At 36.6% G+C, this 12,252-nt stretch carries 13 protein-coding genes; 10 read left to right on the plus strand and 3 right to left on the minus strand.

From position 1 onward, the window contains the following. Nucleotides 1–57 precede the first annotated feature (57 nt). From lgb_RS03875 to secG, 6 genes are all read left to right on the plus strand, one after another. On the plus strand, nucleotides 58–915 hold the full coding sequence (locus lgb_RS03875; protein WP_019292120.1) for an amino acid ABC transporter substrate-binding protein: 858 nt from the start codon (nucleotides 58–60) through the stop codon (nucleotides 913–915). Nucleotides 916–1,057: 142 nt separating this feature from the next. Continuing rightward, nucleotides 1,058–1,945 carry an amino acid ABC transporter permease gene (locus lgb_RS03880; protein ID WP_004258125.1) on the plus strand — a complete coding sequence of 296 codons (888 nt, stop codon included), beginning with the start codon at nucleotides 1,058–1,060 and terminating at the stop codon, nucleotides 1,943–1,945. After that, nucleotides 1,942–2,703, plus strand: coding sequence for an amino acid ABC transporter ATP-binding protein (locus tag lgb_RS03885; protein ID WP_019293157.1), 762 nt, complete (start codon nucleotides 1,942–1,944; stop codon nucleotides 2,701–2,703). Before lgb_RS03880 ends, lgb_RS03885 begins: the two co-directional genes overlap by 4 nt. Beyond that, nucleotides 2,696–2,923 carry a DUF4059 family protein gene (locus lgb_RS03890; protein WP_004258121.1) on the plus strand — a complete coding sequence of 76 codons (228 nt, stop codon included), beginning with the start codon at nucleotides 2,696–2,698 and terminating at the stop codon, nucleotides 2,921–2,923. The genes lgb_RS03885 and lgb_RS03890 overlap by 8 nt, the downstream gene beginning before the upstream one ends. 70 nt (nucleotides 2,924–2,993) lie before the next feature. After that, entirely contained in the window at nucleotides 2,994–3,914 is a 921-nt protein-coding gene (gene trxB / locus lgb_RS03895; RefSeq protein WP_004258118.1) for a thioredoxin-disulfide reductase, read from the plus strand. A 113-nt stretch (nucleotides 3,915–4,027) separates the two neighbouring features. After that, nucleotides 4,028–4,276, plus strand: coding sequence for a preprotein translocase subunit SecG (gene secG, locus lgb_RS03900; RefSeq protein WP_004258115.1), 249 nt, complete (start codon nucleotides 4,028–4,030; stop codon nucleotides 4,274–4,276). A gap of 223 nt (nucleotides 4,277–4,499) precedes the next feature. Here the strand turns inward: secG and lgb_RS03905 are convergent, their stop codons facing one another. Continuing rightward, complete coding sequence (locus lgb_RS03905; RefSeq protein ID WP_019292116.1) at nucleotides 4,500–4,961, minus strand: DUF2798 domain-containing protein; 462 nt, start codon at nucleotides 4,959–4,961, stop codon at nucleotides 4,500–4,502. 320 nt (nucleotides 4,962–5,281) lie between these two features. Between lgb_RS03905 and lgb_RS03910 the strand changes: the two genes are divergently transcribed. Both lgb_RS03910 and lgb_RS03915 read left to right on the plus strand, forming a co-directional pair. Further along, nucleotides 5,282–5,893 (plus strand): alpha/beta hydrolase, encoded by a 612-nt coding sequence (locus lgb_RS03910; protein ID WP_019293156.1) that lies wholly within the window; start codon nucleotides 5,282–5,284, stop codon nucleotides 5,891–5,893. Between the two features lie 77 nt (nucleotides 5,894–5,970). Beyond that, nucleotides 5,971–7,140, plus strand: a complete 1,170-nt coding sequence (locus lgb_RS03915; protein WP_019293155.1) for a VOC family protein — start codon at nucleotides 5,971–5,973, stop codon at nucleotides 7,138–7,140. 46 nt (nucleotides 7,141–7,186) lie between these two features. On the opposite strand, the gene lgb_RS03920 is transcribed toward lgb_RS03915, so the two are convergent. Both lgb_RS03920 and lgb_RS03925 read right to left on the minus strand, forming a co-directional pair. After that, complete coding sequence (locus lgb_RS03920) at nucleotides 7,187–7,876, minus strand: response regulator transcription factor (protein ID WP_019293154.1); 690 nt, start codon at nucleotides 7,874–7,876, stop codon at nucleotides 7,187–7,189. 9 nt (nucleotides 7,877–7,885) lie between these two features. Continuing rightward, nucleotides 7,886–9,352 carry a sensor histidine kinase gene (locus lgb_RS03925; RefSeq protein ID WP_019293153.1) on the minus strand — a complete coding sequence of 489 codons (1,467 nt, stop codon included), beginning with the start codon at nucleotides 9,350–9,352 and terminating at the stop codon, nucleotides 7,886–7,888. Nucleotides 9,353–9,465: 113 nt separating this feature from the next. Between lgb_RS03925 and lgb_RS03930 the strand changes: the two genes are divergently transcribed. Together lgb_RS03930 and yjeM are read left to right on the plus strand one after the other, a co-directional pair. After that, entirely contained in the window at nucleotides 9,466–10,416 is a 951-nt protein-coding gene (locus lgb_RS03930) for a DUF4822 domain-containing protein (protein ID WP_019293152.1), read from the plus strand. A 166-nt stretch (nucleotides 10,417–10,582) separates the two neighbouring features. Beyond that, on the plus strand, nucleotides 10,583–12,112 hold the full coding sequence (yjeM, locus tag lgb_RS03935) for a glutamate/gamma-aminobutyrate family transporter YjeM (protein WP_019293151.1): 1,530 nt from the start codon (nucleotides 10,583–10,585) through the stop codon (nucleotides 12,110–12,112). The last annotated feature ends 140 nt before the right edge of the window (nucleotides 12,113–12,252 follow it).

The following is a 12,252-nucleotide window of genomic DNA, read 5'->3' on the forward strand; positions in this document are numbered from 1 at the left end:
AAACCAATAGGGAGCGTGATAAACTTTAAATATCAAAAAATTAAGGAGAACATTACTATGAAAAAGTCACTGAAGCTTTCACTCGCGCTCGTTTCGCTTATCGCCGCAGGAGCTTTAGCTGCTTGCAGTAATGGTGGTTCATCAAGTAAAGAAGAATCAAAAACCAAGCAAACGGAGATTGTTGTAGCTACAGATGGAGCAACTAAACCCTTTACCTATTCTGATAATCAAGGAAATTTAACAGGATATGACATTGAGGTTGCACGTGCTGTCTTTGATAAGTTACCTGAATATAAAGTAACGTATCAAGCGGTTGACTTTTCTGGGATTGTTCCAGGTTTGGACAGTGGTCGTTATCAGATGGGAGCCAATGATTTTGGTTGGTCAAAAGAACGTGCAGAAAAATATAATTTTTCATCACCAATTTCTAAATCGAATAATGCAGTATTAACGAAAGACGGTGATTATAAAACCCTAGAAGATCTTGCAGGTAAAAGTACAATCGGTAATCCAGCTTCTAACTATACAAAGATTATCAATGATTGGAACAATGCGCATCCAGATAAGAAAATAAATATCAGCTACTCTTCAGATAGCACATCTATCAATACACGCTTTAACCAGATTGAATCTGGGAAGATTGATTTCATGCTTTATGATAAAATTTCTCTGCAATCAAGTATTAAGGATCAAGGATTTGACAGCTTGAAAATTCAAGATATCGATACTTCAACAGGTGATCCTGAACATGACGGTTATGAGTATTTCCTCTTTGCAAAAGATGATGCTGGCAAAGAACTTCAATCTAAAGTCAACAAAGTACTTGCGGAGCTTGAAAAAGATGGTACCTTGAAAAAACTTTCAGAAAAATTCTTTGATGGAGATTTTGTACCTGAAGCAAGCAAGTTTAAATAAATATTTCACAGACAAGAAAAAATTTTTAGTTTCTTGTATAATAGTAGGAGTAGTGTAAAAGCTGTCCCTGAGTCTCTCACACACAAATGCTTGTGGCACGAGTGAGGGGTTCAGACAGCTTTCTTTGATGAAGAGAATAAAAATGAATAAAAATAAAAAAATAATTTTAGGCTTGGGAGTTTTGCTCCTGTTGATTATTTTGCCTATGCTTCCCTTTTTGATCATGCAAGGGCAATATAGTTTTGACGAATTTTGGACGATGTTTTTCACCAAAATTTTTAGTTGGAAAGACTTTACAGCAGCCTTTGTACCAATCATTAAAATGATTCCTATTTCATTGCAGATGACACTTATCGCAATGTTCTTTGGTCTCATTTTGGGGTTGCTCCTTGCACTTGTCAGAATAAATAAAATTCCTATTTTAGATCAGTTACGTGCCTTGTTTGTTTCCTTTACACGTGGGACACCAATTCTGGTACAACTTTATTTAACTTATACAGGGATTCCCTTGATTCTTAAAGCAATCAATATGAATTACGGAACAAATTATACAGTTAACTCGGTTCCTGCTATGCTATTTGTGATTGTGGCTTTTGCCCTTAACGAAGGCGCTTATAATTCAGAAACAATCCGCTCAGCCATTCAATCAGTAGATAAAGGTCAAATCGAAGCAGCACGCTCCCTGGGGATGACAAATTTTCAAGTTTTTTGGCGTGTAACCTTACCTGAAGCAGCTTCTGTTGCAACAGCGCCATTAGGGAATGCTTTGATTGGCTTACTCAAATCAACTTCACTCGCTTTTGTTGCTGGTGTAGTCGAAATGACCGCTCAAGCTCAAATTATCGGTGGTTCAACCTTCCGTCTTTTTGAAACCTATTTGGCTCTGGCCTTAATTTACTGGCCAATCTGTATCGTTCTGGAAATCTTGATTCGTAAGATTGAAAGCAAACTGGAAATCAAAATGCCTAAAGCAGCGCGGAAAATCTCACTTGGACGCAATCCTTTTGATAATGGGGTGACCAACAAATGATAAAAATTTCAAATTTAAGTAAATCTTTTGCAGGTAATGTTGTTCTTGACAATCTTAATCTGGAAATTAATGAAGGTGATGTCATTGCGCTTATTGGTGCATCAGGTGCCGGTAAGTCAACATTTTTACGCTCTATTAATTATCTGGAAGAAGCAGACAGTGGACAGTTAGAAATTGATAGTTTTAAAGTCGACTTTGAACATATCAGTAAACAAGAAATTCTTGAGCTTCGTCGCAAAACAGGAATGGTCTTCCAGCAGTTCAATCTCTTTGAACGTCGTACAGCCCTCCAAAATGTGATGGAAGGTTTAATTCAAGTTAAGAAAATGTCCAAAGCAGAAGCACAGAAGCTTGCTGAGGAAAATTTAAGAAAAGTCGGTCTTGAAGATCGTATGGATTACTATCCAAAATTCTTATCCGGCGGTCAAAAACAGCGTGTAGGAATAGCACGAGCGATGGCAATGCAGCCAACTTTACTCTTGCTTGATGAGCCGACATCAGCGCTGGATCCGGAACTTGTTGGCGAGGTGCAAGACACTATTCTCAATGCAGCTAAAAATAAACAAACAATGGTTTTGGTGAGTCATGAGATGGACTTTGTCTATAATGTTGCTACAAAAGTACTCTTCCTTGAAAAGGGTAAAATCATTGAAGAAGGTAGCCCTGAGGAAGTGTTCCATCATCCTAAAAATCCGCGGACGAGTGAGTTTCTCTCTCGTCATGTTAAAACCATTGATATAGGAAGTTCAAATGATTAATTTAGTTTTACAGTTTTATCTTAAAGGTTTACTCATTTCTTTTTTAGTTGTAGGTTTACTCAGTCTTTTGTACGGTTTTATCTATTGGCTCCGTAATCATCATAAACCCCGAAATGTCTGGCGCAATCGTTTATTTGACATTATTTTGGTGGATATTTTGACGATTCCGATTTTGAGTTTTGCAGTTGTTGGTATACTGATTATTTTAAGAATCAGATGATTGTAAATCAAAATAATGGCAAATAATCAAAAGAGAATTTATAATGGTTCTATACTTGAAGAGGTGAATTATGACAGAAAAAATTTACGATGTAGTAGTTATCGGTGCAGGGCCTGCAGGCATGACCGCAGCTATGTACAGCGCTAGAAGTGAAATGAAAACCTTGCTTTTGGAACGAGGTGTTCCGGGCGGGCAAATGAATAATACAGCAGAAATTGAAAACTACCCAGGCTATGGTCAAATCATGGGTCCTGAACTTTCAATGAAAATGTATGAGCCTTTAGCTGATCTTGGTGTTGAAAATGCTTATGGCTTTGTCACATCAATCGTCGATAATGGTGCAACTAAAACAATCAATACTGAAGAAGAAGTATTTGAAACAAAATCAATCATCATTGCCACAGGAGCAAATCACCGTAAGTTAGGAGTTCCTGGAGAAGAAGAATACGGTGCCCGTGGTGTATCTTACTGTGCTGTCTGTGATGGTGCATTCTTCCGTGATCAAGATATCTTGGTTGTTGGTGGTGGTGATTCCGCTGTTGAAGAAGCCATTTTCTTAACTCGCTTTGGTAAAACAGTAACAATTATGCATCGCCGCGACGAATTACGCGCGCAAAAAATTATTCAAGAACGCGCCTTTGCTAACGATAAAATAAAATTTATCTGGGATTCTGTTCTTGAAGAAATCAAAGGTGATGAACGTAAAATTGAATCTGTACGTTATAAAAACGTTAAGACAGGTGAAGTTACAGAAGCCAACTTCGGTGGTCTCTTTATCTATGTAGGTTTGGATGCTGTATCTGAATTTGCTCGTGATTTAGGTATTACAGATGAAGAAGGTTGGATTATCACAGATGCTACGATGAAGACAAGCATTCCAGGTATCTTTGCCGTTGGTGATGTTCGTCAAAAAGATTTCCGCCAAATTACTACTGCAGTAGGTGATGGAGCCCAAGCAGCTCAAGAAGCTTACAAATATGTAGAAGGTTAAACAAAAAAGAGCGTGCATTACTGCCGTTCTTTTTTGTTTTTATCGTTCGTATTCTAGTAATAAATGTGTTATAATCTTATTAGTGTAATTCTGATTAAGGAAGAAAATTATATATGGATAAAGTAATTTACGACGTTTTACTCGTCATTATGTTGGTTATTTCTGCAATTTTAGTTATTTCAATTTTGATGCAACCTTCTAAACAAGATGGTGCTGCTGATGCTTTTTCAGGTGGTTCAGGCGAGCTATTTGAACGACGTAAAGCGCGTGGTTTTGAGGCTGTGATGCAACGTTTTACAGGTATTACTATTGGTATTTGGCTTGTACTTGGTTTCATCTTGGTCGTTCTCTCTACGAAATAAAGAATAACAATATGCAAAATGAAGCGGTCGAAAAATAATGGACCGCTTTTTTATTTAAAAAGAAAAATTTATAGACAAATGTTAACCACTAGTGTAAATTTTTTGATACAATTTAAATACATAATTTCATAATTTCAATTTACTCTTCAACTTGGAGAGTTTTTTCTTTTGACTAAAAAGTCCCTTTATCTTTTAAAGGGACTTTTTAGTATTCTTCAGGTATTTAACGATAAATTTTCGCAAATATAAATCGTGAACTTGGACCGACCAAAAGTAATTGAAGAGGAAGTGCAACGACAATGTTTAATGCCCATGTTTTACCATACAAGAGAAGCAGACTATCTGTTGTTGGTGTCCCTTCCATGATAATCCCGAAAATAGACATAAGGGTAACCATTCCTAGAATCATAAACAAGGAAATAAAAATACCAAGTTGCGCAGGAGAGGGCTGTAAGTTCTTTTTTTCGATATGAGAAAAGACAATTTTTTTCGCCAGCGGGCCAACAAGTGCAAGATCAAGTATGACAGCGACAAGTAGAGCGAGTGGAAAACCAGTAGCTACATTTCCCCAACTTTCCATATTTATACCGCTGGCTTTAAAAACATTATACATGGTCATTCCAAAAACCATCATTCCAGCAATTAATCCGGTAAAAACAAGTTCTTCTTTAAAATTTTTAGGCATCTTTTTTTCTCCATTCTTTTTAAGTGCACTATATCATAACATAAATGACCGTGTCTTCGTAAGTGAAAACTTGATAAAGAACAAAAAAAGTAAAAATTCAAGGACAATTAAAGTGAGTTGCAGGATTTTAGTCACTAAAAAATTTTTGAAAAAATAATCTTAAATACTTGACGTTTACAAAAGTAAACGATATAATACAAATATAGTTTACAAACGTAAACGAAAAGGAACAAAAAATGAAAATTAAAAAAAACATAAAACGATGTTGAGGCTGTATCAAAAATAGGCAAGTCTAATCTGTATCAGAAAGAGGAAATGAAATGACCAACTATATTTTTAAACCCGGCGATGAGAGTCTTGCACCTGTTCTGGTTTTGCATAGCACAGGTGGTGATGAAGAGCAGCTGATTCCATTGGCTGAAGACTTATTTCCCAATCACCCTCTCTTATCCATTCGTGGACGCGTCAGTGAGCAAGGGATAAACCGCTACTTTAAACTCAAAGGTCCTGGTTTTACGAAAGAAAATTTTGACTTGGAATCGCTGAGCCAAGAATCCCAATGGTTAGCTACAGAAGTGACACGTTTAGGACAAAAATATCAGCTGGATCTTACGCGACTTGCAGTGATTGGTTATTCTAATGGTGCGAATGTTGCACTATATATGCAACTGAAAGGCATAATGCAATTTGATAGAGTTTTAGCCTTTCATGCCATGCAACTTACCGATATAGAAGAACCCGTAATTGCAGATGAAAGTAAAATTTTTCTGACTCACGCGGACAATGATCCTATCGTAAGTCGAGCAAATCTGGAAGAGCTCTCTTCTGACTTGCAAAAGACAGAATGTGAGCTGGAAGTATTTAAAACCAGTTTTGGTCACCAATTAAGCAATGATGAACTTGTAGCAGCAAAGAAATGGTTAGCAGCATGAAGAAAAAGATAAGCTTACATGAACATGTCTTTCCAATCGAGAAAATCATAAAAAAACTAAAAAAAGAGGAAAATCCCATGAACACAGAAATTGAAACACAAAACATCCTTGGTGGAGTTCACCACGTTACAGCAATCACATCAAGCGCACAAAAGAATTATGACTTTTTTACAAATATCTTAGGCTTACGTTTGGCAAAATTAACCGTCAATCAAGATGATTATGAGACTTATCACCTTTACTTCACAGGGGAAGATGGGAAAAGTCCAAATATGACCTTCTTTGACTTCAAAGATATTCCCAAAGGAATGCATGGGGCAAACAATATTGAGCGTGCTTCGTTTCGTGTACCAAGTGACGCTTCTCTTACTTACTGGACAGAGCGTTTTGAAAAAGCGCATGTTAAACATGGCGAAATTAATGTCAAATTTGGCAAGAAAACACTCGAATTTGAAGATTTTGATGGTCAAAAATACCAATTGATTTCCGATCAAGACAACACAGGTGATGCTGCACTGGATCGTTCATGGCTTCTCTCAAATGTAGCGCCTGAACATGGAATCATTGGCATGGGTCCAGTCTTTGTGAAAGTTACGGACACTTACAATTTACGTATTATTTTGGAAACAGTCTTTGGCTTCCGTTATGCTGGTCAAGAAAATAATTTGCATCTTTTTGAAGTAGCCAATGGAGGCAATGGTGCAGCTTTGATCATTGAAGAAGCGCAAGAAAATGAGCGTTATGCTTATCAAGGCTACGGTACAATTCACCATTTAGCATTAGGAACGACAAATCCTGAAACTTTAAATTACTGGATTGAACGTATTCAAGCCTTTCGTTTACCACATTCTGGCTTGGTGGATCGTTTCTACTTCTCTAGCGAATACGTGCGTGTAGCTCCGGGGGTTCTGTTTGAAATTGCTACATTTACACCAGGTATTGGCGCTCTTGATATGGCTGAGTCAGGTGATGGTGCTGCCGACAGTTATGAAGAGGCATTAATTACTTCAGGTTTCTGGATTGACGAATCAAAAGAAGAAGCAGGGAAAGACCTAAGTTTACCTCCTCATCTCTTCCCAGAAGATGAAGCTGTCAAAGCACGTACAGCAGCAAGTTTACGTCCTCTAGATACTTCGGATACGATGCGTGATCGTAGCCATGATGAATTATGGACTGTTGAAAAAGTTGTTGAACGTCGAGAAGGTGAAAGCCTTGAAGCTTTTGAACAACGTTATCTTGGAAAATAAAGAATATAAAAAAACGTTTCTGTCCTTATGATAGAAACGTTTTTTATTATAAATTAAAACGATAGCCCACGCCCCAAATAGTTTCGATAGGTTGTGTTGGCGACTGAACGCTTTTGAGTTTTTCTCTTAGTCTTTTAATGTGAACAACAACAGTAGCAACATCTGTATCATAAATATCCATCTCCCAGATTTGTTCGAATAAGCTTTCCTTGCTCCATACTCGATTTGGGTGTTCAGCTAAAAAGAGCAACAGTTGGAATTCCTTGTTCGTGAGGATGATTTCTTTGTCTAATAAGTAAACCTTATGTGAATCCTTGTGGATGATAAGGTCATCTATCTTAAGAATATCGGAGTTTTCTTTAGGTTTTAAAAGTTTATAGTTCTGGATATGAGCTTTGACTCGTGCCACCAGTTCATTGGGACTGAATGGTTTAATCATATAATCGTTAGCACCTAAGCCAAGTCCGCGAATTTTATCAATATCTTCTTTTTTTGCGGAAACAATCATGATAGGCGTTTGTTTTTTATTTCGAATTGCTTTACAAATCTCAAATCCATCAACCCCAGGAAGCATAATATCCACGATAATTAAGTCAAAATCTAGATTTAGAGCAGTGTTTAAACCAGCTGTTCCGTCTGTTTCAATCACAGCATCCATTCCGTTAATTTCCAAATAGTCCTTTTGTAAGTTGGCGATACTCACATCGTCTTCGATGATTAAAATTTTATCTTTCATTGTTACTCCTTATGCTTTAGGCAGAATTATTATAATACGTGTGCCTTTATTTAAAGTACTTTCGGCATGAACAGACCCTTGATGTTGTTCTACGATTTGTTTGACAATACTCAGCCCTAAACCACTGCCTTTTATCTGAGAAGTGCGCGACTTATCAGATCGGTATAAACGATCGAAAATATAAGGTAAGTCCTCAGGTGAAATTCCTCTGCCGTTGTCTTCAAATATAAACTGGATACCTTTTGAGGTTTTAAATAAAGTGAGTATAATCTCTAACTGCTGCTCTGCTTGGGCAAATTTAAAACTGTTTTGGATGAGGTTTTGCATAACTCGGTCAAAGTAAGCTGTATCCAACAGCACAGGAAGTTCATCTTGTGGGAGCTGCAGGATAACATTGACATTTTCGTGTCTTGCAATTTCGGATTCAAACTTCTGAATATAGAAGGTAAAGTCGATTTTGCTAAAACTTAAGTTGACACTATCCATATCTAGCTTCGAGTAAAGGAAGAGTTCATCGATAAGTTCATTGAGTACCAAGCTCTTTTCATGGATGGTTGCCAAATAAAGTGCTCGTTTTTCTGGCGTCTGGGCAATGTTTTCCTGCAAACCTTCGACATAACCAAGGATTGAAGTTATCGGTGTTTTAAGATCATGCGAGATGTTGGCAATCAGTTCTTTGCGATTTTCTTCATACTTTTTCTGAACCAGACGTGCAGCTTGAAGATCCGTCCAAATCTGGTACAAACTTTCTTTTAGCTGTTCAACCTCTTTTGCACCCTTTGAATCATCAGTAAAAGGATTTTCCGTAAGTATATTATCCTGTTCGATCAGATAGCGGGCATTTTTTTCTAGAGTAACTAAGGGTTTGATGACGGTTTTTGAAAGCCGCTTACTGATAAACCAGAAAATAAGAGCAGATAAAATGAGAATGAACAGAATCATCCAGATGCCCCAACGAATGAAAAACTCAAATAAGTTAGTTTGTCTTTTTAAAATTAGAAAATCACCAAAAGTCCCGTCTTCATATCTAAAGCTGTACTTGATGTAATTATAAAAACGTCCATTGTTATCCATCGTGCCTGTCGGATTAAGATTGCTTTCGTCGAAGTCAGGCATATGAACCCGAAGTGAAGAAGCTTTCAGCTCTTCGGAATGATAGAGGACATTATTGCCTTTGCGAATGACGATATTAATATTTTGCTTTTCGATGCTCTGAATAATATCTTTGGCTTCGTCCTTTAAAGGAGGCTCAAGAAGATTTGGCGAACTTTTTACCAATGTTTGCAAAGTCAGAAAACTTTGCTTTTCTTGCTCTGAGAGAGGCTGGTTTGTCGTTAACATACTGTAAATATTTTTTATAGAAGGAATCTTACCCAAAGTACTGTAAGATACAACAGAAAAAATTAAGAACACAGAAACTAATGTCACTGCGATAGCACTGATGTAAGTTGTGATAAATCTATGTTTTATTGTCATATAGCTCTTTCTCAACCAAATGCTAAAAGTTTATAATTTGTTCATAATTTAGCCATTTGGAGTTTATATTTGCTTGCTATAATAAATTATACAATAAAAAAGGAGATTATCTTATGAAAGTTCAAAAAATAGTATTGTTCTCATCTGTCTTAGCACTTGGTGTCTTTGCAGATACTTATGTGTCAGATCACTCGACCCAAGCCAATCAGGTGTCTCAACATTCATCTTCACATAAAAACGATTCTTCATTAGGAAATCAATATGAAAAAACATTGTCACAGACAAACTGGCAAGGCACAAAAGTTTATGATGCGCAGGGCAATGATTTAACAAAAGAAAATAGTAACTTTATCGGCCTTGCCAAGTATGACAGCAAAACAGGTTACTATGAATTTTTTGATAAGACAACCGGAAAAACAAGAGGTGATGAAGGAACATTTTTCGTAACAAATGATGGTACAAAACGTGTTCTCATCTCTGCGACACAAAACTATCAAGCTGTCGTTGATATCACAGAGTTGAATCACCACAAATTTACTTACAAACGAATGGGTGTCGATAAAAATGGTCAATCTGTCGAAGTATATGTCGAACATGTACCCTATAAGGCGAAAAATCTTAAATTTACACATGGTCGTGAAAAATTGCATACTCAAACAGGCAAAATTGTGAAGTCAAAGCCCGGCAGTCAAATTCTTGGTAGTACCTTATGGCATGGTACAGTAGTACGTGATGAGCAAGGTAATGACGTGACAAAAGAAAACCAGATGTTTATTAGCCTTGCGAAATTTGATGCACAAACTAGCAAATATGAATTTTTCGATGTCAATACAGGCAATACCCGTGGTGATTTTGGTTACTTTGATGTGATTTTCAAAAATAAAATTAGAAGTCATGTTTCTATTGGTCAAAATAAATACGGTGCAGTATTAGAAATCACTGAGCTAAATTCTCAAAAATTTACTTACAAACGTATGGGGAAAGATGCAGCTGGTAAGGATATTGTGGTCTATGTTGAACATGAGCCATATAGAGGGGGTTTTAATCCAGCATTTACCTTCTAGTAAAAAAATAGAGTATTTTACTCTATTTTTTTATGCCGATTCAAGGAGAGACAATAGAAAAGCATTTTATTGATATTCATACTTACTGCAGTTTATTAATAAATTCTTGCATAAATATACATATAGCTGTATAATAAATCCAAAGAAATACATAAAGAGGAAGAAAATGTCGCAACTTAAAAAAAATAAATTAACAGCAATTTCTTTAGCCCTGATGATTTTTACATCGGTGTATGGCTTTGGGAATGTTCCGCTCGCCTTTTTTCAAATGGGCTACGGATCAATCATTTGGTATATTATTAGTGCCTTAGTCTTTTTCATCCCATTTTCTTTAATGGTCACTGAATTTGGTTCAGCTTTTAATGCTGAGAAAGGTGGTATTTATACATGGATGGAAAAATCAGTGGGGCCATCCTTTGCCATGATTGGTACTTTGATGTGGTATATGTCCTGGGTTATCTGGTTTGTCTCTGTAGGAAACCGTATATTAGTTCCTATTTCTAACATGATTTTTGGCACAACAATCTTACCAAGCACAGTTATTGTGTCACTTTTGGCCATTCTTATCATGTTTCTCGTGACGTTCATTTCGCTTAGAGGGCTTGAAACCATAAAAAAAGTGGCCTCAGTTGGAGGTATTGCTGTTGTTTCACTTAATTTTATTCTCATCATCGGTGCCTTTATTATTTTAGCTAAAAGTGGTTTTCAGCCTGCAACGCCCTTAACGATAAAATCCTTGATTTCAACACCAAATCCAACATTGCAACCTACAAGTTTTGTTACTTTTATTGCTTTCTTAGTATATGCTATTTTTGCCTACGCCGGAGTAGAATCCGTGGGAGGACTGGTTGATGAAACAGTGGAACCGAAAAAGAACTTTCCTAAAGGTATCTTACTTTCGGCAGCCATTATTGGCATTGGTTATTCTTTCATGATTCTGTGTACAGGTTTTTTCATTAATTTTGATAAAGACTGGATTCCGGGGATTATGGATGGTTCAGTCAACCAAGGTAATATTACTTATTTTATGATGCAGCAGCTGGGTGAAAAACTGGCAGAATCCTTCAATCTATCATCTGGTGCTGTACATACTTGGGGAACAGTTTTTGCTCGTTATGTAGGTCTCTCGATGTTTCTCACTCTTATAGGTGCACTCTTTACTTTGATTTATTCTCCCCTTAAACAACTGATGGAGGGGACACCGGAAAAAGTGTGGCCAGGAAAACTTGGAAAAATAGAAAATGGTGTGCCTAAAAATGCTATGAAAGCTCAATTCATCATTGTGACTCTAATGATTTTATTGAATATGGGAATTTCACTCATCAATAAGGGAGCAGCAGATAAATTCTTCCTAGTCATTACTAACATGAGTAATATTGCTTCTAGTCTTCCCTATGTCTTTATCGTCTTTGCTTATATCAAATTCAAGAAAAATCAGGCGATCGAGAAACCTTTCACGATTATGAAAAATCAAGCCTTTGCTATTGGCATCTCTTGGATTGCAGCGCTGATGATTATTCTGGCGGACTTCTTTACAATTATTGAACCCGTCATAAATTATCTCCAAGCGCCAGCTGAAATTCCTTTGGGAAGTGTTTATTCGGATATTATCTCAATGATAGCCGGACCAGTTGTCTTCAGTGTATTAGGCTGGTGGCTGATCCGAAACTATAAGAAGCAAAGCGTTAAGATATAAAATATAAGGAAAAGACGGAAATCTTTGAAGAGATTATTACAATTTTAGGAAATTCCTAACATTTCTTTGGAAATATTTTTCCTCACAATTTATTTTGAATTGATTCATGATATTATATGCTATAATAATATCCTACTAAA

This window comes from Lactococcus petauri (genome assembly GCF_023499275.1).
In the GTDB taxonomy this organism is placed as follows: Bacteria; Bacillota; Bacilli; order Lactobacillales; family Streptococcaceae; genus Lactococcus; species Lactococcus petauri.

Coding starts and splice junctions, on each gene's coding strand:
- lgb_RS03910 (WP_019293156.1), top strand. CDS start 5,282: ATGACCAACTATATTTTTAAACCCGGCGATGAGAGTCTTGCACCTGTT.
- yjeM (WP_019293151.1), top strand. CDS start 10,583: ATGTCGCAACTTAAAAAAAATAAATTAACAGCAATTTCTTTAGCCCTG.
- lgb_RS03885 (WP_019293157.1), top strand. CDS start 1,942: ATGATAAAAATTTCAAATTTAAGTAAATCTTTTGCAGGTAATGTTGTT.
- secG (WP_004258115.1), top strand. CDS start 4,028: ATGGATAAAGTAATTTACGACGTTTTACTCGTCATTATGTTGGTTATT.
- lgb_RS03905 (WP_019292116.1), bottom strand. CDS start 4,961: ATGCCTAAAAATTTTAAAGAAGAACTTGTTTTTACCGGATTAATTGCT.
- lgb_RS03915 (WP_019293155.1), top strand. CDS start 5,971: ATGAACACAGAAATTGAAACACAAAACATCCTTGGTGGAGTTCACCAC.
- trxB (WP_004258118.1), top strand. CDS start 2,994: ATGACAGAAAAAATTTACGATGTAGTAGTTATCGGTGCAGGGCCTGCA.
- lgb_RS03875 (WP_019292120.1), top strand. CDS start 58: ATGAAAAAGTCACTGAAGCTTTCACTCGCGCTCGTTTCGCTTATCGCC.
- lgb_RS03880 (WP_004258125.1), top strand. CDS start 1,058: ATGAATAAAAATAAAAAAATAATTTTAGGCTTGGGAGTTTTGCTCCTG.
- lgb_RS03890 (WP_004258121.1), top strand. CDS start 2,696: ATGATTAATTTAGTTTTACAGTTTTATCTTAAAGGTTTACTCATTTCT.
- lgb_RS03925 (WP_019293153.1), bottom strand. CDS start 9,352: ATGACAATAAAACATAGATTTATCACAACTTACATCAGTGCTATCGCA.
- lgb_RS03930 (WP_019293152.1), top strand. CDS start 9,466: ATGAAAGTTCAAAAAATAGTATTGTTCTCATCTGTCTTAGCACTTGGT.
- lgb_RS03920 (WP_019293154.1), bottom strand. CDS start 7,876: ATGAAAGATAAAATTTTAATCATCGAAGACGATGTGAGTATCGCCAAC.